1 pseudogene is annotated in these 26,880 nt (G+C 75.3%); it reads left to right on the top strand.

The features are described 5' to 3' along the window. Positions 1–6: 6 nt before the first annotated feature. A pseudogene (locus EIY87_RS20070) lies at positions 7–26,880 on the top strand (SDR family NAD(P)-dependent oxidoreductase); the annotation flags it as partial.

The following is a 26,880-nucleotide window of genomic DNA, read 5'->3' as shown; positions in this document are numbered from 1 at the left end:
GCCGCGGTGGATCGAGCCGAGCACGTTGCCCGCGAAGGTGCCGTCGCGATCGTGGGGCTGGCCTGCCGCCTGCCCTCGGCGCCCGCGCCCGGTGCCTTCTGGAGCCTGCTGCGCGGCGGTGCCGACGGCACGACCGACGTCCCGCCGGACCGCCGCGATTCGGTCCCGCCCGGCACCCGCCGCGGCGGCTTCCTGTCCGAAGTGGACACCTTCGACGCCGCGTTCTTCGGCATCCCGGCCCGCGAAGCCGCCACGATGGATCCGCAGCAGCGCCTCGCCCTCGAACTCGGCTGGGAAGCCCTCGAAGACGCGCGGATCGTCCCCAAGCACCTCGAAGGCTCCTCGACCGGCGTCTTCGTCGGCGCGAGCGCGGACGACTACGCCACCCTGCTCAAGCAAGGCGGCCCGAAGGCGATCGGGCACCACACCCTCACCGGGCAGAGCCGCGCCGTCGTCGCCAACCGGATCTCCTACGCCTTCGGCCTGCGCGGGCCCAGCCTGTCGGTCGACACCGGGCAGTCGTCGTCGCTGGTCGCCGTGCACCTCGCCTGCGAAGCCCTGCGCAGCGGCGAAGCCGAGCTGGCGTTGGCCGGGGGCGTGCAACTGAACCTGGCCCCCGAGAGCACGATCGCCGCCGACCGGTTCGGCGGGCTCTCGCCGGACGGCCGCTGCTACACCTTCGACGCCCGCGCCAACGGTTACGTCCGCGGCGAGGGCGGTGGCTTCGTCGTCCTCAAGCCGCTCGCCGCCGCGCTGCGGGACGGCGATCGCGTCCACTGCGTCATCGAAGGCGGCGCCGTCAACAACGACGGCTTCAGCGAAACCCTCACCACACCCAGCGCCGAAGCCCAGGAAGCCGTCATCCGGGCCGCGCTCAAGCGCGCGGACGTCCCAGCCGACGCCGTCCGGTACGTCGAGCTGCACGGCACCGGCACCCGCGTCGGCGACCCCCTTGAAGCCGCCGCGCTCGGCGCCGTCTTCGCGCCCGGACGCGGAGAGGACCCGCTGTGGGTCGGCTCGGTCAAGACGAACATCGGTCACCTCGAAGGCGCCGCCGGCATCGCGGGCCTGTTGAAGGTCGCGCTTTCGTTGTCCCACGGCGAAGTCCCGCCCAGCCGCAACCACGAACACCCGAACCCGGCCATCCGGTTCGACGACTGGCGCCTGCGCGTCGCACGGGAATCCGTGCCCTGGCCGGAAAACGCCTACGCCGGCGTCTCCTCGTTCGGCATGGGCGGCACCAACTGCCACCTCGTCCTCTCCGCCGCGCCCCCGGCCCCGGAGCCGCCCCCACGCGTGCGCAAAGAAGCCCCTTGGGTGCTGTCGGCCCGCACCCCGGGCGGCCTGCACGGCCAAGCCGCCGCCCTGGCCGGACGAGACGCCGAGCCGCTCGACGTCGCGCATTCCCTGGCCACCACCCGCAGCACGTTCCCGCACCGGGCCGTCGTGCTCGACCCCGCCGCGCTGCCCGCGCTCGCGGCCGGCGAACCGTCGGCCGACGTCGTCACCGGGACGGCGGGCGAGCACCGCCTCGCGATCCTCTTCCCCGGCCAGGGTGCCCAGCGGCCCGGCATGGGCCGCGAGCTGTACGAGCGGTTCCCGGTGTTCGCCGAGGCCCTCGACGAGATCTGCGCGCGCTGCGACACCGAACGCCCGCTGCGGGACGTCCTGTTCGCCGAGCCGGGTTCGGCCGACGCCGCCGTGCTCGCCGAAACCGGGCACACCCAGCCCGCGCTGTTCGCCTACGAAGTGGCGCTGTACCGGCTGTTCGCCTCGTGGGGCGTCGAGCCGGACCACGTCGCCGGGCACTCGGTCGGGGAGATCGCCGCCGCCCACGTCGCGGGTGTGCTGTCGCTCGACGACGCCTGCGTGCTGGTCACCGCCCGCGGCCGGCTGATGGGCTCGCTGCCGCCGGGCGGCGCGATGGTCTCCGTGCGCGCCGCCGCCGCGGAGGTCGAGCCCCTGCTGGGCGACGACGTCGTGCTCGCCGCGGTCAACGGGCCCGCCCACGTCGTGCTCGCCGGTCCGGAGGCGCCGGTGCTGGCGCTGGCCGCGCGGTTCGAGGCCGGCGGCCGCAAGGTCACCCGCCTGGCCGTCTCGCACGCGTTCCACTCGCCGCTGATGGACCCGATGCTGGCCGAGTACCGCCGGGTCGTCGAACAGCTCGACCTGCGCCCGCCGCGCCGGCCGATCGTCTCGACGGTGACCGGCCGCGTCATCCGCCAGGCCCAGCTGTGCGATCCCGAGTACTGGGTCCGCCAGGCCCGCGACACCGTCCGCTTCGCCGACGCCGTCACCGCGTTGTCCCGCCAGGGAATCACGGCGTTCCTCGAGCTGGGCCCGGACGGCACCCTCACTTCGCTGGTCCGCGCTTGCCTGGACGACGTGGTGACCGTGCGGTCGTCGCGCTCCCGCCGCACGGAGGACTTCGGTGCCCTCGCGGCGCTGGCCGAGCTGCACGTCCACGGCGTCGACGTCGACTGGACGCAGCTCACCGGCGGCGGCCGCACGGTCGACCTGCCGACCTACGCCTTCGACCGCGAACGCCACTGGTTCGACGCCCCGGCACCGCACCCCGCGGCGGCGCCGGTCGATCGCGACCTGCTGAAGCTCGTGACCGCCGAGGCCGCCGCGGTCCTCGGCGGTGCCGTCGACCCCGGCACGTCGTTCCGCGAGCTGGGCTTCGACTCGGCGATGAACGTCGACCTCGCCGTCCGCCTCGGTGCCGCGACCGGCCGCACGCTGGCCACGACCGCGCTGTTCGACCACCCCACCGCCCGCGCGCTGGCCGAGCACCTCGCCGGCACGGCGCCCGCGACCGCACCCGAAACCGGTTCGGCCGGCGACGCGGATCCGGTCGTCATCGTCGGCCTCGGCTGCCGCTACCCGGGCGGAGCCGGTTCCCCCGAAGAACTCTGGCGGCTGGTCGAGTCCGAAGTGGACGCGATCACCGCGATGCCCGCCGACCGCGGCTGGCCCGCGTCGGTGCTCGGCACCGGGCGGCCGGGCGGGTTCCTCGCCGACGTCGCCGGGTTCGACGCCGGCCTGTTCGGCATCTCGCCGCGGGAAGCCCAGGCGATGGAACCGCAGCAGCGCCTGGTGCTCGAAGTCGTCTGGGAAACCCTGGAACGCGCCGGCATCGCGCCCTCGTCGCTGCGCGGCACCCGGACCGGCGTGTTCGTCGGCGCCACCGCACAGGACTACGGCCCGCGGCTCGCCGAAGGCAGCGGCGACGCCGAGGGGTACGTCCTCACGGGAACCTCGCCGAGCCTGGTCTCCGGCCGCGTCGCCTACGTCCTCGGCACCGGCGGCCCGGCGGTCACCGTGGACACGGCGTGCTCGTCGTCGCTGGTCGCGCTGCACCTGGCCGTCCGGTCGGTGCGCTCGGGGGAGACGTCGCTGGCCATCGCCGGCGGGGTCACCGTCATGGCCGAGCCCGGCATCTTCGTCGAGTTCGCCAAGCAGGGCGGGCTGTCGGAAGACGGGCGCTGCAAGGCGTTCGGCGACAGTGCGGACGGCACCGGCTGGGCCGAGGGCGTCGGCATGGTCGTCGTCGAACGGCTTTCGCGCGCCCGCGAACTCGGCCACGACGTCCTCGCGGTCGTGCGCGGCTCCGCGGTCAACTCCGACGGCGCGTCCAACGGCCTCACCGCGCCGAGCGGACCGGCGCAGCAGCGCGTGATCCGCGAGGCGCTCGGCGACGCCGGGCTCGCGCCCGCCGACGTCGACGTCCTCGAAGCGCACGGCACCGGCACCCGGCTCGGCGACCCGATCGAAGCGCGCGCCGCGCTCGCCGTCTACGGCCAGGACCGCGAAACGCCGCTGCTGCTCGGGTCGATCAAGTCGAACATCGGGCACACGCAGGCCGCGGCCGGGATCGCGGGCGTCATCAAGATGATCGCGGCGATGCGCCACGGTGTCGTCCCGCGGACACTGCACGCCGACACGCCATCGTCCCATGTGGACTGGAGCGCGGGCGCGATCGACCTCGTCACCGCGGCTCGCGAGTGGCCGGACGCCGGACGGCCGCGCCGCGCGGCCGTGTCGTCGTTCGGCATCAGCGGCACCAACGCCCACCTGATCCTGGAGCAGGCGCCCGCGGAAACCGTCGCCGAGCCCGCACGCGAAGTCGTCGCCACCGCCGTCCCGTGGGTCGTCTCCGCACGATCCGAACCGGCGTTGCGGGCGGCCGTCGAGAACCTCCGCGAGATCGACGCCGACCCGGTCGACGTCGGGCATTCCCTGCTCACCACCCGGTCTTCGTTCGACCGCCGGGCCGTCCTGCTGGGCGGGGCCGAGATCGCGAGCGGCATAGCGCCCGCGGTGGCGCCCGCCGTCGCAGCGGTCTTCGCCGGGCAGGGCACGCAGCGTACCGGCATGGGCCGCGAGCTGGCCGCCCGGTTCCCGGCCTTCGCGGCCGCGTACGCCGAGGTCTGCAGGCACTTCCCGGCCGAGGTGGCCGAGGCGATCGCCACCGGAGACCCGGCCGTGCTCGACCGCACCGGCGTCGCCCAGCCCGCGTTGTTCGCCCTCGAAGTCGCGTTGTTCCGGCTCGCCGAGTCGCTCGGCGTGCGCGCGGACCGGGTCGCCGGGCATTCGATCGGCGAGCTGGCCGCGGCGCACGTCGCCGGCGTGCTCGACCTGCCGGACGCGTGCGCGCTCGTCGTCGCCCGCGGCCGCCTGATGGAGGCGCTGCCCGAGGGCGGCGCGATGATCGCTTTGCAGGCCACCGAAGCCGAGGTCCGGCCGCTGCTCACCGACGGCGTCGCGATCGCCGCCGTCAACGCCCCCGAATCGCTGGTCGTGTCCGGCGAGGAGGACGCGCTGCTGCGGCTGGCGGCGTCCTTCGAGGAGGCGCGGCGGCTCTCGGTGTCGCACGCGTTCCACTCGCCGTTGATGGCGCCGATGCTCGACGACTTCCGCCGCGTGGCCGAAGAACTGACGTTCCACGAGCCGGCGCTGCCGGTCGTCTCGACGGTCACCGGCCGTCCGGCCGAGCCCGGCGAGCTGACCGATCCCGGCTACTGGGTCGCGCAGGTGATCGCGACCGTGCGCTTCGCCGACGCGCTGGAGTCGTTGCGGGAAAACGACATCAGCACTTTTGTCGAAATAGGACCGGACAGCACGCTGTCCGGGCTGGTCGCGCGCACGCTGCCGGACGCGTCCCCGGTCCCGCTGCTGCGTTCGGACCGGCCGGAAGAGACGGCGTTCGCGACCGCGCTCGGCCGCCTGCACGTCCTCGGCGCCGAACTCGACTGGAGGGCGTTCTACGCGGGCACCGGCGCCCGCCGCGTCGCCCTGCCCACCTACCCCTTCCAGCACGAACGCTTCTGGGTCACCGCCCGGCCCCCGGCCCGCCCGGTCGACCGCGCGGACCACCCCCTGCTCGGCGCGGCCGTCGAGCTGCCCGGCGAGGACGGCGTCGTGCTCACCGGGCACGTCTCGCCGGACGCGCTGCCGTGGCCGGCCGACCACGTCGTCGAAGGCCGGATCCTGTTCCCCGGCACCGGGTTCGTCGAACTCGCGCTGCGCGCCGGTGCCGAATTCGGCTGCGGCGCGCTCGCCGAGCTGACCCTCACCGCGCCGCTGCCGCTGCCGGGTGACGGCGTGACCGTCCAGGTCCGCGTCGGTGCCGACGACGGCGGCCGCCCGGTCACCGTGCACTCGCGCGCGGCCGACGGCACGTGGACGGAGCACGCGACCGGCCGCCTGGTCCCGGCCGTCGCGGCCCCGGTGCTCCCGGCCACCGAACGCGGCGAGGCGATCGACGTCGACGAGCTGTACCCGACCCTGGCCGCGGCCGGGCTGGCCTACGGGCCGGCGTTCCGCGGGGTCCGCGCGGCCTGGCACGAGGGCGACGACCTGTGCGCGGATCTCGTGCTGCCCCAGGAAGCCGGCGATCCGGCGGGCTACCTGCTGCACCCGGCGCTGTTCGACGCCGCCCTGCACCTGGTGCCGTTCCTCGGGCTCGACCCGCGCCCGCGCGCCCGGCTGCCGTTCGTCTTCTCCGACGTCGGCCTGCACGCGGCCGGCGCGTCCACCCTGCGGCTGCGGCTCCGCCGGCTCGGCCCGGACACCGTGACCCTGGCGGTGACCGACCCCGAAGGCGCGCCGGTCGCCACCGTCGGCTCGCTCGTGCTGCGGCCCCCGGCCGACGCGGCCCCGGCGGCACCGCCGTTGCTGCACGTCGAATGGACGCCCAAGGACCTCGGCGGCCCGGCCGAGCTGACCTGGACCGTCGTCGGCACGGACGAGGACGGCTTCGGCGCGCTGCTGGCCGGGCGCCACGCGGTCCCGTCGTCGGCCGACGTGCTGCTGATCCCGGTCCCGGACCCGGTCGGCCTGCCCGTCCCGGACGGCGTCCGCCTGGCGACGTCGACCGTGCTGAGCCACCTGCGCGGGCACCTCGAGGACGGCAAGAAGCTGGTGTTCGTCACCCGCGGCGGTCCGGCCGCAGCGGCCGCCGAAGGGCTCGTCCGCTCGGCGCAGGCCGAACGCCCGGGCCGGTTCTTCCTGCTCTCCGGCGTGCCCTCGGCGGCGGAGCTGGCCGCGCTCCCGGCGTCCGAGGAGACCGAGGTCCGCGTCCGCGACGGCCGCGTCGAGGTCCCGCGCCTGGCGCCGGTGGCCGCCGCCGAGCCGGGCCCGGTCGACTGGGGTGACGGCGCCGTTCTGATCACCGGCGGCACGGGCGGCCTCGGCGGCCACCTCGCCCGGCACCTGGTGACGACCCACGGCGTCACGCGGCTGGTCCTCGCCGGCCGCCGGGGTGCCGACGCGCCCGGCGCTCCTGAACTGGCCGAAGAGCTGACCGGTCTCGGCGCGTCGGTGGCACTGGTCGCCTGCGACGTCTCCGATCGCGACGCCGTCGCCGCCCTGCTCGCCGCGCACGACGTCACCGGCGTGGTGCACGCCGCCGGGGTCCTCGACGACGGCGTACTCGACGCGCTGACCCCCGCCCGGCTCGCCCGCGTCCTCGCCCCGAAGGTCGACGCGGCGTGGCACCTGCACGAACTCGCGCCCGAGCTGTCCGCGTTCGTCGTGTTCACGTCGGTGTTCGGCGTGCTCGGCAACGGCGGACAGGGCGCCTACACCGCTGCCAACGCGGCCCTCGACGACCTCGTGCGCACGCGCGCCGCCGCCGGGCTGCCCGCCCGCGCGATCGCGTGGGGCCCGTGGGCACGGGAAAGCGGCATGACCGGCACGCTGTCGGAAGCCGCGCTGCGGCGGATGGCGCGCGCCGGGCTGCCGACGCACACCGTCGAGGAGGGCCTGGCCTGGTTCGACGCGGCCCTCGCCGGGAGCGAGCCCGCGGTCGTCGCCGCGCACGTCGACCGCACCGCCCTGCGCGCGCTGGACGTCGTCCCGCCGGTGTTCCACCGCCTGGCCCCGCCGCGCCCGCGCCGCGCGGCCGCGGCGGCGACCGACTTCGGCGCGCTGGTCGTGGCGACGGTGGCGAACGTCCTGGGTCACGCGTCCGCGGCGTCGGTCGACTCGTCGCTGACGTTCCGCGAGCTGGGCCTGGACTCGCTGACGTCGGTGGAGCTGCGCAACCGGCTCGCGGAAGCGACCGGGCGCCGGCTGCCCGCGACGCTGGTGTTCGACCACCCGACCCCGGACGCCGTCACCGCGTTCCTCGAGGACGGCCGGTCGCTGCGTCCGTCCCGCGTCACGGCGGTGCGCGACGACGACCCGATCGTCGTGGTCGGGATGGCCTGCCGGTACCCGGGCGGCGTGGCGTCGCCGGAGAACTTCTGGGAGCTGCTCACCGAAGGCCGTGAAGGCATCACGCCGTTCCCCGCCGACCGCGGCTGGCACGTCCCCGGCGCGGACTTCGCGGGCGGCTTCCTGCACGAGGCGACCGGGTTCGACGCCGACTTCTTCGGCATCTCCCCGCGCGACGCGCTCAGCGCCGACCCGCAGCAGCGGCTGCTCCTGGAAGTCTCGTGGGAGGCGTTCGAGCGGGCGGGCATCGACCCGACGTCGCTGAAGGGCTCCGACACCGGCGTCTTCGCCGGGGTGATGTACCACGACTACGCGGCGATCGCGCAGGATCCCGAGGCGCGCGGCTTCGACGTCAACGGCACCGCGGGCAGCATCGCCTCCGGCCGGGTCGCCTACGCGCTCGGCCTGGAAGGCCCGGCGGTCACGGTGGACACGGCGTGTTCGTCGTCGCTGGTGGCGTTGCACTGGGCGGCGCAGGCGCTGCGGTCGGGGGAGTGTTCGCTGGCACTGGCCGGTGGCGTCACGGTGATGTCGACCCCGGCGACGTTCCTCGACTTCGCACGCCAAGGCGGTCTCGCGGGTGACGGCCGCTGCAAGTCCTTTTCGGACGACGCCGACGGCACCGGGTGGTCCGAGGGCGTCGGCCTGCTCGTGCTGGAACGGCAGTCCGACGCCGTCCGCAACGGGCACCGGATCCTGGCCGTCGTCAAGGGTTCCGCGGTCAACCAGGACGGGGCGTCGAACGGCCTCACCGCCCCGAACGGCCCGTCGCAGCAGCGCGTGATCCTCGCCGCGCTGGCCGAGTCCGGACTGTCCACTTCGGACGTCGACGTCGTCGAAGCGCACGGTACCGGCACCACGCTGGGCGACCCGATCGAGGCGCAGGCACTGCTGGCCACCTACGGTCAGGACCGTTCGACGCCCCTGCTGCTGGGGTCGGTGAAGTCGAACATCGGCCACACTCAGGCCGCCGCCGGGGTGGCCGGGATCATCAAGATGATCCTCGCCATGCGGCACGGCGTGGTGCCGAAGTCGCTGTGGGCGGGGAAGCCGTCGTCGCATGTGGACTGGGAGTCGGGGTCGGTCGAGCTGGTCGCCGAGGCCCGGGAGTGGCCGGTGCTCGACCGGCCGCGGCGGGCCGGGGTGTCGTCGTTCGGGATCAGCGGCACCAACGCCCATGTCGTCATCGAGGCGCCGGTCGCCGAACCGGCGCGCGCCGCCGAGCGCCCGCTGGTGCCCGCCGCCGAGCCGACGCTGGTCGCCGAACCGGCGCCCGCTGCCGAGCGCCCGCTGGTGCCGTGGGTGCTTTCGGCGCGTTCCGAAGCCGCCTTGACCGACCAGATCGACCGCGTCACCGCCGTTTCCCCCGCGCCGCTCGACGCCGGGTTCACTTTGGCGACCGCACGGGCGCGGTTCGCGCACCGCGCCGTCCTGCTGGCCGGGACCGACGGGGTCCGCGAGGTCGCCCGCGGTGTCGCGTCGCCGGGACCGCTGGCCTTCCTGTTCACCGGGCAGGGCGCCCAGCGGATCGGGATGGGCCGGGAGCTGGCCGCGGCGTACCCGGTGTTCGCGGACGCGTTCGACGAGGTCCTCTCGGCGTTCGACCCCGCGGTGCGCTCCGTGGTGTGGGGTGCCGACGCCGAAGCGCTGGCCGAAACCGGGATCGCGCAACCGGCGTTGTTCGCGATCGAAGTGGCGCTGGCCCGGCTGCTGGCGTCGTGGGGTGTCCGCCCGGACTTCGTCGCCGGGCACTCGGTGGGGGAGATCGCGGCCGCGCACGTGGCCGGGGTGCTGTCGCTGCCCGACGCGAGCACCTTGGTCGCCGCGCGCGGCCGGCTGATGCAGGCCCTGCCGCGCGGCGGGGCGATGGTGGCGATCGAAGCATCCGAAGTGGACGTTCGCGCCGCGCTGATCGACGGCGCCGATCTCGCCGCGGTGAACGGACCGCGGTCGGTGGTGGTGTCCGGCGTCGAGGACGCGGTCCTCGCAGTGGCTTCCCGCTTCGGGAAGTCCAAGCGGCTCAGTGTGTCGCACGCGTTCCACTCCCACCTGATGGACCCGATGCTGGCCGAGTTCCGCGAGGTCGTGGCGGAACTGTCGTTCGCCCCGCCGGAGATCCCGGTGGTCGCGGCCGGCGACGTGACGTCCCCGGAGTACTGGGTCGGGCACGTGCGCGCGACGGTCCGGTTCGCCGACGCGCTCGGCTCGTTGCGCGACGCTGGCGTGACGACGTTCGCCGAGATCGGCCCGGACGCGGTGCTGGCCGGCCTGGTCGACGACCCGGCCGCGGTGGTCACGGCCGTGCTGCGCCGCGACCGCCCGGAGCCGGTCGCCGTCCTCGAGGCGCTGGGCCGCCTGCACGTCGCAGGGTCCACTGTGGACTGGCCCGCGTGGTTCGCCGGCACCGGCGCGCGGGTGACCGACCTGCCGACGTACCCGTTCCAGCACCGGCGTTTCTGGCCGTCGGCCCCGGGGCACCCGCTGCTGGGCCCGGCCGTGGACCTCACCGACGGCGGCGTGGTCCGGACGAGCGTCCTCACGACGGCGACCCAGCCGTGGCTGGCGGACCACGCCGTCCACGGCACGCCCGTCCTGCCCGGCACGGCGTTCGCGGAGCTGGCCCTCGCGGCGGGCGGGGACCTCGGCGTCGACGAGCTGACCATCGAGTTCCCGGTGGACTTGACGGCGGACCGCACCCTCCAGGTCCGGCTGGGTCCCGCGGCCGACGGCATGCGGGAGTTCACCGTGTCCTCGCGTCCGGACGGGACGGACGAGCCGTGGGTGCGGCACGCGACCGGCCGCCTGGCCCTGGAAACCGCCGTGCCCGAGGAGTTCCCGGACACCTGGCCGCCCGCCGGTGCCGAACCCCTCGACCTCACCGGCCTGACCGACCGCCTCGCCGCCGACGGGCTCGGCTACGGCCCCGCGTTCCCCGGTCCCTCCGCCGCCTGGCGCCGGGACCACGAAGTCTTCGCCGAAGTCTCACTGGCCGAACCGCAGCGTCCCGACGCCGGGGCGTACGGCCTCCACCCCGCCCTCTTCGACGCGACGCTGCGGCTCGTCGCCCTCCTCGACCCCGGCCTCGCCGGCAGCGTCCCGTTCTCCTGGCACGGCATCGCCCTGCACGCCACCGGCGCCGCCGCCCTGCGCGTCCGGCTCACCCCGGCCGACGGCGGCGTGCAGGTGACCGCCACCGATCCGGCCGGCACCCCCGTCGTCTCCGTCGAGCGGCTCGTCCTCCGCCGTCCGGGCGCGGCCAAGGCCCCGCAACCGCTCCTGCGCCTCGACTGGACCCCCGTCTCACCCGAGGCCGTCCAAACCGACGTCCTCACCGTCGCCGGGGACCTGACCGACGTCCCGCGGTCCCTGCGCGAGGTCACCGCCCACGTCCTGACCGAACTCCAGGAGGCGCTCACCCACGACCGCACTCTCGTCGTCGTCATCCCCGCGGCGGACCCGGTCGCGGCCGCCGCTGGAGGGCTTGTTCGCGCCGCCCAAGCGGAGCACCCGGGCCGTTTCGTGCTCGTCGAGACCGACGGTTCCCTCGACCCGGCCGTCGCCGCGGACGAACCCGTCCTCAAGATCGAGGGCGGCCGCCTCTTCGCCGCCCGCCTCGCCCGCGTCACCGCGCCGCCCGCCGAACCCGCCGAGCGCGACGGCACCGTTCTCATCACCGGCGGCACCGGCGGCCTCGGCAGTGCCGTCGCCCGCCACCTCGCGGGCCAGGGCCACCGTGACCTGCTGCTCGTCAGCCGCTCCGGCACCGCGGATCCCGCGCTGCTTGCCGACCTCGGCGCCCGCGTCGAGGTGGCCGCCTGCGACGTCGGCGACCGGGGCGCCCTCGAAGAACTGCTCCACGACCGCGAAATCAGCACCGTCGTCCACGCCGCCGGGGTCCTCGACGACGGCACCCTCGCCGCGCTCACCCCCGAACGCTTCGAGAACGTCCTGCGCGCCAAAGCCGACAGTGCCTGGTACCTCAGTGAACTTACCGCGCCCGGCACCGAGCTGATCTTCTTCTCCTCGGTCGTCGGTACGTTCGGCGGCGCCGGGCAGGCGAACTACGCCGCCGCAAACGCTTTCCTCGACGCGCTCGCCCGCCGCCGCTCGCACACGGTGTCCCTCGGCTGGGGACCGTGGGAGTCCGGCAGCGGCATGACGTCGACGTTGTCCGAAGTGGACTTGCGGCGGCTCGCCGAGGCGGGGATGCCGTCAGTAAGCGTGGAAGCCGGGCTCGCCCTGTTCGACGCCGCCCGCGGCGCCGGCGAGCCCGCGCTCCTCCCGCTGCCGCTCGACCTCGCGGCCGTCCGGCGGCAGCCGGAGATCCCGCACGTCCTGCGCGGCCTGGTCCGGCCCGGCCGCCGCCGCGCCGCCGCGGGGTCCGCGCAGGCCGTCGACCTGACCCGCACCCTCGCGCCGCTCCCGGCGGCCGAACGGGCGGAGGCCCTCGCCGGGCTGGTCGCCACGCACGTCGCGCTCGCCCTCGGGCACGCCGACGCGGCCGCCATCGACCCCGCGCGCGCCTTCTCCGACCTCGGCTTCGACTCGCTCAGCGGCGTCGACCTGCGCAACCGCCTCGCCGCCGCCACCGGCCTGCGCCTGCCCAGCACGCTGGTGTTCGACCACCCGACCGTCACCGCGCTCGCCGCGTACCTGCTGGCCGAACTCTTCGACGCCGACGCGCCGGTCGCCGGGACGCGCCGCGCGGTCACCGGCGACCCGGTCGTCATCGTGGGCATGGCCTGCCGCTACCCGGGCGGGGTCCGCACGCCGGAGCAGCTCTGGGACCTCGTCCTCGACGGGCGGGACGCCGTTTCGGAGTTCCCCGCCGACCGCGGCTGGGACCTCGACGCGCTCTACGACCCGGACCCCGCGCACCCCGGCACGTCCTACACCCGGCACGGCGGGTTCCTGCACGACGCGGCCGAGTTCGACGCCGAGTTCTTCGGCATGAGCCCGCGGGAAGCCCTCGCCACCGACGCCCAGCAGCGGCTGCTGCTCGAAACGTCGTGGGAGGCCGTCGAGCGCGCGGGCATCGACCCGGTGCGCCTGCGCGGCACCGCGACCGGCGTGTTCGCCGGGGTGATGTACCACGACTACAGCAGCCTGCTCAGCGGCAGCGAGGACGCCGAGGGCTACCTGACCAGCGGCAGCGCGGGCAGTGTCGCGTCCGGCCGGGTGTCCTATGTGCTCGGTCTGGAAGGCCCGGCGGTCACCGTGGACACGGCGTGCTCGTCGTCGCTCGTGTCCCTGCACCTCGCGACGCAGGCGCTGCGGTCGGGGGAGTGCGACCTCGCGCTCGCCGGGGGTGTCACGGTGATGGCGACGCCGTCGACGTTCATCGAGTTCTCCCGCCAGCGCGGCCTGTCCGCGGACGGCCGCTGCCGCTCCTTCGGTGACGGCGCGGACGGCACCGGCTGGGCCGAAGGCGCGGGAATGCTGCTGCTGGAACGGCTTTCCGACGCTGAGCGGAACGGGCACCGGATCCTGGCCGTGGTCAAGGGATCCGCGCTCAACCAGGACGGCGCGTCCAACGGCCTCACCGCGCCGAACGGCCCTTCGCAGCAACGCGTCATCCGTGCCGCGCTGGCCGACGCCGGTCTGTCCACTTCGGACGTCGACGCGGTCGACGGGCACGGCACCGGCACGCCGCTGGGCGACCCGATCGAGGCGCAGGCGCTCATCGCGACCTACGGGCAGGACCGGGAAACCCGGCTGCTACTGGGCTCGGTGAAGTCCAACATCGGGCACACGCAAGCCGCCGCCGGTGTCGCGAGCGTGATCAAGATGGTCCTCGCGATGCGGCACGGCGTGCTGCCGCGGACCCTGCACGCGGACACGCCGTCGTCGCGCGTCGACTGGGAAGACGGCGGAGTCGTGCTGCTCGGCGAAACGGCCGAGTGGCCCGAGCGCGGGCGGCCGCGCCGGGCGGCGGTCTCGTCGTTCGGGATCAGCGGCACCAATGCCCACGTCGTCCTCGAACAGCCACCGGCCACTTCGGACACTCCTTCGGCACCCACCCCCGCGGTCGTCCCATGGCCGCTGTCGGCCAAGTCCGAGGCCGCGTTGCGGGCCCAAGCCGCGGCCTTGACGGCGTTCGCCGACGAACCCCTCGACGTCGGGCACACCCTGGCCGGCCGGTCGCGGTTCGCGCACCGGGCCGTCGTGCTCGCCACCGACCCGGCGTCCACGCGGGACGCACTGACGCTCGACCACCCGGCCGCCATCACCGGTGCCGCGGTTCCCGGGAAGACCGCGTTCCTCTTCAGCGGTCAGGGCGGCCAGCGCACCGGTATGGGCCGGGAGCTGGCGGAGCGGTTCCCGGTGTTCGCCGAGGCCTACGACGCCGTTCTCGCGGAGTTCGGGCCTGAGGTCGCGGCGGTCGTGCGGGGAGACGACCAAGCCCGCTTGGACCGCACCGAGTTCGCGCAGCCGGGGTTGTTCGCGTTGCAGGTCGCGTTGCTGCGGCTGGCAGAATCGTGGGGTGTCACGCCCGACGCCGTCGCCGGGCATTCGATCGGCGAGATCGCGGCCGCGCACGTCGCGGGGGTGTTCTCCCTGGCCGACGCGTGCCGCCTGGTCGCCGCCCGCGGCGCGCTGATGCAGGCGCTCCCGGGCGGCGGCGCGATGGTCGCGGTGGTGGCGAGCGAGGACGACGTCCGCCCGCTGCTCGGCCCGGACGTCGCGCTCGCCGCCGTCAACGGGCCGCGGTCGATCGTCCTGTCCGGCACGGCGGAGGCGGTCGACGCGGTCGCGTCGCGGTTCGAGAAGTCGCGGCGGCTGGCGGTGTCGCACGCGTTCCATTCGCCGTTGATGGAACCGATGCTCGCGGAGTTCGCCGAAGTCCTGAGCGGAATCACCTTCTCGGCGCCGCGCATTCCGTTCGTGTCCACTGTGGAATCGGGTTTGGTGCCGACCACAGTGGACTACTGGGTGCGACACGCGCGGGAGGCGGTCCGGTTCGCCGACGCCGTCACGGCGCTGACCGCGTCCGGGGTGACCCGGTTCGTCGAGGCCGGTCCGGACGGCGTGCTGTCCGCGCTGGTCCCGGACGGGCTCGCGGTACCGCTGCTGCGCCGCGACCGCGGTGAAGAAGCCGCGTTCGTCGAGGCCGCGGCCCGGCTCTTCGTGGCCGGTGTCGACGTCGGCTGGCCGACCGGCGGCCGGGCGGTGGACCTGCCGACGTACCCCTTCCAGCGCGAACGGTTCTGGCCCGCGGCCCGGCCCGTCCGCGCCGCGGGCACGATGACGCACCCGCTGCTCGACGACGTCGTCGCGCTGGCCGGGTCGGACGAGCTGGTGCTGACCGGCAGCCTGTCGGTGGCCGCGCAGCCGTGGCTGGCCGAGCACGTCGTGGCGGGCGCGACCCCCCTGCCGGGTACGGCGCTGGCCGAGCTGGCCATCCGCGCCGGCGACGAGTGCGGCTGCCCGCGGCTCGACGAGCTGACCATGGCCGTCCCGCTGGTGGTGCCCGCGCGGGTGCAGGTGCGCGTCGGGGAGGCGGGGGAGCACGGCACCCGGGCCGTCGCGATCCACTCACGACAGTCCGAAGAGGACGCGTGGACCGAACACGCCACCGGCACGCTGAGCGCGGCTTTGCCTGCTCCCGCAGCCGTTTCCGACGCTTGGCCGCCCGCCGACGCCCAACCCGTCGCGCTGGACGACTTCTACGCGGACTTCGCTGCGGACGGCTTCGAGTACGGCCCCCGGTTCCGCGGCCTGCGTGCGGCGTGGCGCCGGGGCGACGAGGTGTTCGCCGAGGTCGCGCTCGACACCGGGCACCACGCGGAGGCGGCGGAGTTCGGCCTGCACCCCGCCCTGCTCGACGCGGCCTTGCACGCACTGACGCTGCGCCCGGGCACGCCGTCGCGGGTGCTCCCGTTCTCGTGGCGCGGGGTCTCCCTGCACGCGTCGGGCGCGGTGGCCCTGCGGGTCCACGTCCGCGGCGATGCCCTGTCCCTGACCGCCCCGGACGGCACCCCGGTGGCCACCATCGACGCCCTCGACCTGCGCGAACACCGCCCGGTCACCCCACGCGCCGACGCCTTGTTCACCCTGGACTGGACCCCGGTGCCCGCACCCGCCGCGTCCACCGCGGTCCTGTGGGGCGAAAACCCGTTCGGCGTCACGCTGCCCACCACCGACGACCTCACCGGAGCGCCGCTGGTGGCGACGTGCCTGACCGGCGGCGCGGACGTCCCGGCGTCGGCGCACGCCCTGACCAGCCGGGCGCTGGAGCTGGCCCAACGCTGGGTCGCGGAGTCCGAAACGGGCAAGCTGGTTTTCCTGACCCGCGGCGCGACCGACGGCACGGACCTCCCGGCCGCCGCGGTGTGGGGCCTGATCCGGGCGGCGCAGTCGGAGCACCCGGGCCGCTTCGGCCTGGTCGACCTCGCCGAGCCCGCATCCCCCGACCTCCTCCTCGCCGCCCTCGCCAGCGACGAACCCCAGCTCGCCCTCCGCGACCACACCCTCCTCGCCGCCCGCCTCACCCGAGCGCCGCTTTCACGTGAAAGCTACGCTTTGCGCGGCAAAGCGGCACTTTCACGTGAAAGTGCCGACCTGGGCCCCGCACTTTCACGTGAAAGTGCGGGCTGGGGGCCGGACGGGAGTGTGCTGGTCACTGGGGGGACCGGGGGGCTTGGTGCGGTCATCGCCCGGCATCTGGTCGCGAAGGGGGCCCGGCGCCTGGTGCTCGTCAGCCGTCGCGGGGCCGACAGCCCTGGTGCGGCCGAACTGGTCGGCGAACTCACTGAGGCGGGCGCTGACGTCACGGTCGTGGCCTGCGATGTCGGCGATCGGGGAGCGCTTGAGGAACTGCTCCGGGGCCGTCGGATCGACGTCGTCGTCCACGCCGCCGGGGTGCTCGACGACGCTCTTCTCGCCGACCTCACGCCGGAGCGTCTCGCGGCCGTGCAGCGGCCCAAGGCCGACGCCGCCTGGCACCTGAGCGAACTCGTCGCGGCCGATACCACCCTCGTCCTCTTCTCGTCCGTCTCCGGCACCCTCGGACTCCCCGGCCAGGGCAACTACGCCGCCGCCAACGCGTTCCTCGACGCGCTCGCCCGCCACCGCCCGCGCACTGTCAGCCTCGCGTGGGGTCCGTGGGTCCCGACGTCCGGCATGACCGCCGACCTCGGCGACACCGGCCTCGACCGGCTCGCCCGCGCCGGTTACCCGCCGCTCACCGTCGAGCAGGGCACCGCGCTCTTCGACGCCGCCCTCGCCGCCGGCACGCCCGTGGTGCTGCCCGTTCGGCTCGACAAGGCGGTCCTGCGCCGCCGCGACGACCTCCCGTACCCGCTGCGCGGCTTGGTCCGGGCCCCGGCGCGCCGGGCAGCGGCCACCCGGGAACGGCGGCCGCGCGACCGCGCCGAAGCCGGGGTCGTCGTCGCGAACGAGGTCGCGCACGTCCTCGGCCACCGCGGCACCGAGCGGATCACCGCCGCCAAGTCGTTCGCCGAACTCGGCTTCGACTCGCTCACCGCCGTCGAACTGCGCAACCGGCTCACCGCCGCCACCGGGCTGCGGCTGCCCGCGACGCTCGTCTTCGACTACCCGACCGTCGGCGCGCTGGCCGACCACCTCGCCGGCGACGCACCGGCCGAGACCGCCCCCGTCGCGAAGGCCGTCGACGGCGACCCGATCGTCATCGTCGGCATGGCCTGCCGCTACCCGGGCGGGGTCGCCTCGCCCGAGGACCTCTGGCGGCTGGTCGAAACCGGCGGCGACGCCATCTCCGGCTTCCCGGCGAACCGCGGCTGGGACCTCGCCGCGCTCTACGACCCGGACCCGGCCCATCCCGGCACGTCCTACACGCGCCACGGCGGGTTCCTGCACGACGCCGCCGAGTTCGACGCCGGGTTCTTCGGGATGAGCCCGCGCGAGGCCGTCGCGACCGACGTCCAGCAGCGCTTGCTGCTCGAAACTTCGTGGGCCGCGGTGGAAAGCGCGGGCGTCGACCCGTCGTCGCTGCGCGGCAGCGCCACCGGGGTGTTCGCCGGCGTGATGTACGGCGACTACAGCCGCCTGCTCGACGGTGGCGAAGACGCCGAGGGGTACAAGACCAGCGGCAGCGCGGGCAGCGTCGCGTCCGGCCGGGTCGCCTACACCCTCGGGCTGGAAGGTCCCGCCGTCACCGTGGACACGGCGTGTTCGTCGTCGCTGGTGGCGTTGCACTGGGCCGCGCAGGCCCTGCGGTCCGGCGACTGCGACCTCGCGCTCGCCGGCGGCGTCACGGTCATGTCGACCCCGGCCGCCTTCGTCGAGTTCTCCCGCCAGCGCGGGCTCGCCCCCGACGGCCGCTGCAAGCCGTTCTCCGCGAGCGCGAACGGCGTCGGCTGGTCCGAGGGCGTCGGCATGCTCGTGCTGGAACGGCTGTCCGACGCCGAACGCCACGGCCACGAGATCCTCGCCGTGGTCCGGGGATCCGCGGTCAACCAGGACGGCGCGTCCAACGGGCTCACCGCCCCCAACGGCCCCTCGCAGCAGCGCGTCATCCGCGCCGCGCTCGCCGGCGCCGGTCTGTCCACTTCGGACGTCGACGTCGTGGAAGCGCACGGCACCGGCACCACCCTGGGCGACCCGATCGAAGCGCAGGCCCTCCTCGCGACCTACGGGCAGGACCGCTCGACGCCGCTCCTGCTCGGCTCGGTGAAGTCCAATATCGGTCATACGCAAGCCGCGTCCGGGGTTGCCGGGATCATCAAGGTCGTCCAGGCGATGCGCCACGGCGTCGTGCCGCGAACCCTGCACGTCACCGAACCGTCCGGGCACGTGGACTGGACCGCGGGCGCGGTCGAGCTGGCCACCGCCGAAACGCCGTGGCCCGCCGCGGACCGTCCCCGCCGGGCCGGCGTGTCGTCCTTCGGCATCAGCGGCACGAACGCCCACGTCATTCTGGAACAGCCCACCCCACGCCCGGCGCCCGCGCGGCGCGCGGCGCCCGAGGTGCCGTGGCTGCTCAGCGCCAAGAGCCCGGAAGCCCTGCGCGAGCAGGCAAAGCGCCTCAGCATCCACATCGGACAGCACGATCCGCGCGACGTCGCGTGGACGCTGACCCACGGCCGTGCCCGCTTCGACGAGCGAGCCGTAGTCTTCGGCCACGACGCACTGACTGCGTTCGCCGGGGGCAGCGAGCATCCCGGCGTCGTCACCGGCACGCCCGCGCCGGGCCGGACCGCGTTCCTGTTCTCCGGCCAGGGTTCCCAACGTCTCGGTATGGGCCGCGAGCTGGCCGCCGACCCGGACTTCGCGGCCGCGCTCGACACCGTGCTCGCCGAACTCGACCCGGCGGTCCGCGGCGTCATGTGGGGCGGCGACGCCGCCGCGCTGGACCGGACCGAGTACGCCCAGGCCGCGCTGTTCGCCGTCGAAGTCGCGCTGTTCCACACGGTGGCCGCGCGCGGCGTCCGCCCGGACTACGTCGCCGGGCATTCGATCGGCGAACTCGCGGCCGCGCACGTCGCCGGGGTGTTCTCCCTGGCCGACGCGGCCCGGCTGGTCACCGCCCGCGGCCGGCTCATGCAGGCGCTGCCGCGCGGCGGGGCGATGATCGCCGTGCGGGCCACCGAAGCCGAAGTCCGGCCCCTGCTGACCGACGGCGTCGACCTCGCCGCCGTCAACGGCCCGCGGTCGGTCGTCATCTCCGGCCCCGAGGACGCCGTCACGGCGGTCGCGGCGCACTTCGGTGACGCCAAACGGCTCTCGGTCTCGCACGCCTTCCATTCGTCCGCGATGGACCCGATGCTCGCCGCGTTCGGCGAGGTCGCGGCCGGGGTGACCTACCACGAGCCCGTGATTCCGGTGGTGGCGAACGGAAGCGTCACCGACCCGGCGTACTGGGTGCGGCAGGTCCGCGACACGGTCCGCTTCGCCGACGCCCTGCGCGCGCTGCGGGCGTGGCACGTCGACAAGTTCGTCGAAGTCGGCCCGGACGCGGTCCTCGCCGGGCTCGCCGCGAGCGACGACGCCGTGGTCGTGCCGCTGCTGCGCCGCGACCGCGACGAACCCCGCACCTTCCGCACCGCGCTCGCCCGCCTCTTCGCTTCCGGCCTGCCGGTCGAGTGGCCCGGCCTCGCCGACGGCCGCGCGGTCCCGCTGCCGGGCTACGCCTTCCAGCACGAACGGTTCTGGCCCGCGCCCCGCCGCGCCGCCGGCGACCCCGCGGGCCTCGGGCTCGGCGCGGCCGGGCACCCCCTGCTCGGCGGCGTGGTCGACCTCGCCGACGGCACCGGCCGCCTGCTCACCGGCCGGATTTCCTTGGCGGCACAGCCGTGGCTGGCCGACCACACCGTGCTGGGCTCGACCGTCCTGCCCGGCGCGGCCTTCACCGAGCTGGCGCTGGCACTGGGCGCCGTGCGCGAGCTGGCCGTCCTCGAGCCGCTCGTGATCCCCGCCGACGCCGCCGTGCACCTGCAGGTCCGCGTGGCCGAGGGGGATGACGACGGGCTGCGCGACTTCGGCGTGTACTCCCGCGCCGAGGGCAGCGACGGCGCCTGGACCCGGCACGCGACCGGCGTCCTCGAACCGGACCCCGGCGCCGCACCGCGGGACGCGACCCTCCCGGACGACGCCGAACCCCTGGCCGTCGGCGACGCCTACGACCGCCTGGCCGCGCTGGGCCTCGGCTACGGCCCCGCGTTCCAGTGCCTGCGGCGCGCCTGGCGCCACGGCGACGACGTCTTCGCCGAGCTGAGCCTCGGCGACGAACCGGCCACGGCGTTCGGCCTGCACCCGGCGTTGCTCGACGCCGCCCTGCACGCGGTCGCCCTGACCGCCGGGCACGACCGGCCGCACGTCCCGTTCAGCTGGCGCGGGATCCGCTTGTACGCCAAGGCTGCGACACTCCTGCGCGTCCGCATCACCCCGGCCGGGGACAACGCGGTCTCCCTGTCCTTTGTGGACGCCGATGGTACTCCGGTCGCCGACGTCGACGCGGTGACCTTCCGGCCCGCCGCCCGCACCCAGGACGCCTTGTTCCGGCTCGGCTGGCTCCCGGCCACCCCGGCCCGCCAGGAGCCACGCGAGCAGGTCGTCGTCGAAGCCGACGGTCCCGCTCGGGCCCTGGAGCTGGTCCGCGACTGGCTGGCCGAACCCCGGGACGCCGAACTCGTCTTCCGCACCACCGGCGCCACCGACGGCACCGACCTCGAAGCTGCCGCCGTGTGGGGCCTGGTCCGCGCGGCGCAGTCCGAGCACCCGGGCCGGTTCGCGCTCGTCGACAGCGCCGACCCGGCCGACGTCGCACTGGCCGCGGGGGAGCCGCAGGCGCGCGTGCGCGACGGCGTCGTCGAGGTCCCGCGGCTCGCGAAGGCGTCGGCCGAACCGGCGCCGCTGGGCTGGGACCCCGAGGGGACCGTCCTGATCACCGGCGGGACCGGCGGCCTCGGCCGACTGCTGGCTACGCACCTGGTCACCGCGCACGGCATGCGCCGCCTGCTGCTGCTCAGCCGCAGCGGTGAAGCCGACGTCACCGACCTGACCGACGCCGGGGCCGAGGTGACCGTCGCCGCCTGCGACGTCACCGATCGTGCCGCGCTCGCCGCCGTTCTCGACGGCCACCGGCTGACCGCCGTCGTGCACGCGGCCGGCGTCCTCGACGACGGCACGGTCGAAACGCTGACCACCGAGCAGTTCGACCGTGTGTGGCGTCCCAAGGCCGAAGCCGCGTGGCTGCTGCACGAGCTGACCGCGGACCTCGACGGGTTCGTGCTGTTCTCCTCGGTCGCGGGGACCATCGGCGGTGCCGGGCAGGCCAACTACGCCGCCGCCAACGCCTACCTCGACGCCCTCGCCGAGCACCGCGCCGCCCGCGGGCTGCCCGCGGTGTCGCTCGCCTGGGGCCCGTGGACCGGGGCCGGCGGCATGACCGCGCAGCTCGGCGGTGCCGAGGTCGCGCGGATGGCCCGGGCCGGGATCACCGCGCTGACCCCGGAAGACGGCCTCGCCCTGTTCGACGCGGCGGTCGGTGCCGGGACACCGGCGCTGGTGCCGGTCCGGCTGGCCGCGACCGCGTCCGGCGAGGTCGCGCCCCCGCTGCGCGGCCTGGTCCGGACGACCGCGCGCCGCGCCGTCGGCGGGCTCGCCGAGCGCCTGGCCGGACTGCCGGAAGCCGAACGCCACGACGTCGTCGCCGACCTGGTCACCGCCCAGGTCGCGGCGGTGCTCGGGCATGCCGACCGCGCGGCCGTCGAGCCCTCCCGCGCGTTCTCCGCGCTGGGCTTCGACTCGCTCACCGGCGTCGAGCTGCGCAACCGGCTCGCCACCGCGACCGGCCTGCGGCTGCCCACGACGCTGGTGTTCGACCACCCGAACAGCGCCGCCCTCACCGCGTTCCTGCTGGCCGAGCTGACCGGCGCCGAGGCGGCCACCGCCGCGGCCCGCCCGGCTCGCGCCCGCGACGACGACCCGATCGTCGTGGTCGGCATGGGCTGCCGCTACCCGGGCGGCGCCGCGTCGCCCGACGAGTTCTGGGACCTGGTCGCCGCCGGGCGCGACGCCGTCGGCCCGTTCCCCGCCGACCGCGGCTGGGACCTGTCCGCGCTCTACGACCCGGACCCCGACCACCCGGGCACGACCTACGCGCGGGCGGGCGGGTTCCTCGCCGGCGCCGCGGACTTCGACGCCGCGTTCTTCGGCATGAGCCCGCGCGAGGCGGTCGCCACCGACGCCCAGCAGCGGCTGCTGCTCGAGACGTCGTGGGAGGCACTGGAACACGCGGGCATCGACCCGGCGACGCTGCGCGGCTCCGCGACCGGCGTGTTCGCCGGCGTGATGTACAGCGACTACGGCGGCCTGCTCGCCGGCAGTGACTACGAAGGCCAGCAGGGCAACGGCAGCGCGCCGAGCGTCGCGTCCGGCCGCGTCGCCTACACCCTCGGCTTGGAAGGCCCGGCGGTCACCGTGGACACGGCGTGTTCGTCGTCGCTGGTGGCGCTGCACTGGGCGGCGCAAGCCCTGCGCGCGGGGGAATGCACCCTGGCGCTGGCCGGCGGGGTCACGGTGATGGCGACCCCGGCCACGTTCGTCGAATTCGCCCGCCAGCGCGGGCTGTCCCCGGACGGGCGCTGCAAGGCGTTCTCCGACGACGCCGACGGCACCGGCTGGGCCGAAGGCGTCGGCCTGCTGGTGCTGGAACGCCGGTCGGACGCGCTCCGCAACGGGCACCGGATCCTCGCCGTGGTCCGGGGTTCCGCGGTCAACCAGGACGGCGCCTCCAACGGGCTGACCGCGCCGAACGGCCCGTCGCAGCAGCGGGTCATCCGCGCCGCGCTCGCCGGCGCCGGACTGTCCACATCAGACGTCGACGTCGTCGAGGCGCACGGAACCGGGACCGCGCTGGGCGACCCGATCGAGGCCCAGGCCCTGCTGGCCACCTACGGCCAGGACCGCTCGACGCCGCTCCTGCTCGGGTCCGTGAAGTCCAACATCGGCCACACCCAGGCCGCGGCGGGCGTCGCGGGCATCATCAAGATGATCCAGGCGATGCGGCACGGCGTCGTCCCGGCAAGCCTGCACGCCGGAACGCCGTCGTCCCATGTGGACTGGGCGGCGGGCGCGGTCGAGGTCGTCACCGAAAGCCGCGCCTGGCCGACGTCGGACCGGCCGCGGCGGGCCGGGATCTCGTCGTTCGGCATCAGCGGCACCAACGCGCACGTGATCATCGAGCAGGCACCCGAGGTGGCTGCTTCGGCTGAACCTCTTGCCGGGCCGGTGATCTGGCCGCTGTCGGCGCGCTCGGCCGCGGCGCTGCGGACCCACGCGGCCCGGTTGGCGTCCACTGTGGAGGATGTCCCGGCGGGCGACGTCAGCCGGGCGCTGACTCTGCGTTCGCGGTTCGCGCACCGCGCGGTCGTCGTGTCCGAGCGGCCTGCCGAAGCCTTGGCCGCCTTCGTCGCCGGTGAACCGGCTCCGGACGTCGTCGAAGGCGTGGCCACGACCGGGCCGACCGCTTTCCTGTTCTCCGGGCAAGGTGCGCAGCGGCCGGGCATGGGCCGCGAACTGGCCGCGCGCTTCCCCGTGTTCGCCAGCGCCTTCGAGGAGGTCCTCGACCGGCTCGACCCGGCCGTCCGGTCCGCTGTGGACGACGAGCGCGTGCACCGCACCGAATACACCCAGCCGGCGCTGTTCGCGTTCGAGGTCGCCGCCGCGCGGCTGCTCGCATCGCGGGGCGTGCGCCCGGACTTCGTCGCCGGGCACTCGGTGGGGGAGATCGCGGCCGCGCACATCGCCGGGGTGCTGAGCCTCGACGCCGCCTGCGCGCTCGTCTCGGCCCGGGCCCGGCTGATGGGCGCGTTGCCCGAAGGCGGTGCGATGATCGCCGTCCAGGCGTCCGAAGCGGACATTCGCCCGCTGCTGGGTGAGGGCGTCGACCTCGCGGCCGTCAACGGGCCCACGTCGGTGGTGCTGTCCGGTCTGGAGGACGCCGTCACCGCGGTCGCGGGCAAGTTCGGCAAGCAGCGGCGGCTGCGCGTCTCGCACGCGTTCCACTCGCTGCTGATGGACCCGATGCTGGCGGAGTTCGGCGAGGCCGTGGCCGGTCTGACGTTCGCCGAGCCGAAGATCCCGCTGATCGCCTCGGGCGACGTCACCGATCCCGGGTACTGGGTGCGGCACGTGCGCGACACCGTCCGGTTCGCCGATGCCCTGGACCGGCTGGCCGGGGCGGCCCGGTTCGTCGAGGTCGGCCCGGACGCGGTGCTGTCCGGCCTGGTCGACGTGCCCGATGCGGTCGTCGTGCCGGTCGCCCGCCGCGACCGCGGCGAGGAGCGGACGCTGCTCACCGCGCTGGCCCGGCTGCACGTCTCCGGGCTCGACGTCGACTGGGCGACCACAGGACCGCGGGCCGACCTGCCCGCGTACCCGTTCGAACACCGGCGCTTCTGGCCACCGGCCCGCCCGGGAGGCGGGCACCCGGTGCTCGGCGCGGCCGTCGAAGTGGCGGGGACGGGCTCGCTCGTCAGCACCGGCCGCCTGTCGGCGTCCACCCAGCCGTGGCTGGCCGACCACACCGTCTTCGGCGCGAATCTCGTGCCCGGCACGGCGTTCCTCGAACTGGCCCGCCACGCCGGAGCCGAAGCGGGCTGCCCGCGCGTCGGCGACTTGACGCTCCTCTCGCCGCTGGTTCTCACCGGCGGGGTCACTGTCCAGGTTTCGGTCGCCACCCCCGACGCGAACGGCCACCGCCCGGTCGAAATCCACTCCTGCGGCGACGACGGTGAGTGGACCCGCCACGCGACCGGCGTCCTCACCCCGGACTCGTTGCCGGACAACGAGATCGGGGAATGGCCGCCCGCGGACGCCGTTGAGTTCACTGTGGATGGTGCCTACGAAGCCCTGGCCGAGCGAGGGTTCACCTACGGCCCGGCGTTCCAAGGCCTGAAGGCGCTGTGGCGGCGCGGCGACGAGCTGTTCGCCGAGGTTCGCCTCGACGAGGCCGAGGGCTTCGGTCTGCACCCGGCACTGCTCGACGCCGTCCTGCACGCCCAGCTCGTGGCCGACCCCGACGGCCCGCCCGCGCTGCCGTTCACCTGGCGCGGGGTGTCGGTGCACCGGCCCGGCGCGACCGACCTGCGCGTCCGGCTCGCCCCGGCGGGCCCGGACACGATCAGCCTGGCCATCGCCGACGCGTCCGGCGCACCGGTGGCGTCGGTCGAGGGCCTCACCGTCCGCGAACCCGGGCAGCCGCGGGCCGCCCACCTCTACCGGCTCAATTGGACACCGGTCGCGGCCGCACCCGCCGACGTCGTCACGGTTTCCGGGTACGCGCTGGACGAATTGGCGGTGGTCCCCGAGTTCGCCGAGGTGGCCGTCCCGCCGGGCGGGGACATCCGCGCCGTCACGGCCGAGGTGCTGGCACTCGTGCAGACTTGGCTGGCCGACTCCCGGTTCGGCGGCGCGAAGCTGGTCGTCCGGACCACCGGCGCGCTCGACGGCGAGGACTTCGCCGCGGCCGCCGTCTGGGGTCTGGTGCGCTCCGCGCAGCAGGAGAATCCGGGCCGGTTCGTGCTCGTCGACTCCGACGGATCCCTTTTGACACAGGATGTTCTCGGCAACGGCGAACCGGAGCTGTCCATCGTGGACGGAGTCGTGTCGGCCGCGCGCGTCGGCCGGGCCACGCCGGGGGAGCCGGGCACCGAGTGGGACCGCGACCGCGCGGTGCTCGTCACCGGCGGCACGAGCGGCCTCGGCGCGCTGGTCGCCCGCCACCTCGCCGCGGACGGGCACCGGCACCTGGTCCTGGTCAGCCGGTCGGGCCGCCCCGAACCCGGCCTCCTCGACGAGCTGGCGGCCCTCGGCGCCGAAGCCGACGTGCGGGCTTGCGACGTCGGGGACTGCGCGGCGGTCGCGGCCCTGCTCGACGGCCTCGACCTCACAGCCGTCGTGCACGCGGCCGGCGTCCTCGACGACGGCGTCGTCGGCGCGCTGTCGCCGGAGCGGTTCGACACCGTGCTGCGGCCCAAGGCCGACGGCGCCCGGCACCTGCACGAGCTGACGGCCGGGCGCGACCTCGCCGGGTTCGTGCTGTTCTCCTCGCTGGCGGGCACGTTCGGCGGGGCCGGGCAGGCGAACTACGCGGCCGCGAACGCGGTCCTCGACGCGCTCGCCGTCCACCGGCAGCGCCGCGGCCTGCCCGCGGTGTCGCTCGCGTGGGGGCCGTGGACGGCCGAAACCGGCATGACGGCGAACCTGCCCGAAGCGGAGGTCCGGCGGCTGGCCCGCGCGGGCGTCGGGCTCCTCGCCGCCGGCGACGGCCTGGCCGCGTTCGACGCCGTCCGCGCGGGCACGGACCCGCTCGTGGTGCCGGTGCACCTCGACCTGCGCGCCCTCGACGACGTGCCGCCGGTGCTGCGCGCGCTCGTCCCGCCCCGGCGGGCCGCGGCGCGTCCCGCCGCGGCGGCCGTGCCGGATCTCGCGCCCCGGCTGGCCGGGCTCGGCGCGGCGGAGCGGGTCGAGCTGCTGCTGGACGTGGTCGCCGACGCCGTCGCGGTGGTCCTCGAACACGGCGACCAGGACAGCGTCGGGCCGGACCAGGCGTTCACGGAACTGGGCTTCGACTCGCTGACCGCGGTCGAGCTGCGCCGCCGCCTGACCGCGGTGACGGGCCTGGCGCTGCCGGCGACACTGGCGTTCGACCAGCCGACCCCGCGCGACCTC

This window comes from Amycolatopsis eburnea (genome assembly GCF_003937945.1).
In the GTDB taxonomy this organism is placed as follows: domain Bacteria; phylum Actinomycetota; class Actinomycetes; order Mycobacteriales; family Pseudonocardiaceae; genus Amycolatopsis; species Amycolatopsis eburnea.
The sequence above is the reverse complement of the archived record's forward strand: the minus strand, read 5'-3'. Positions and strand labels throughout refer to the sequence as shown.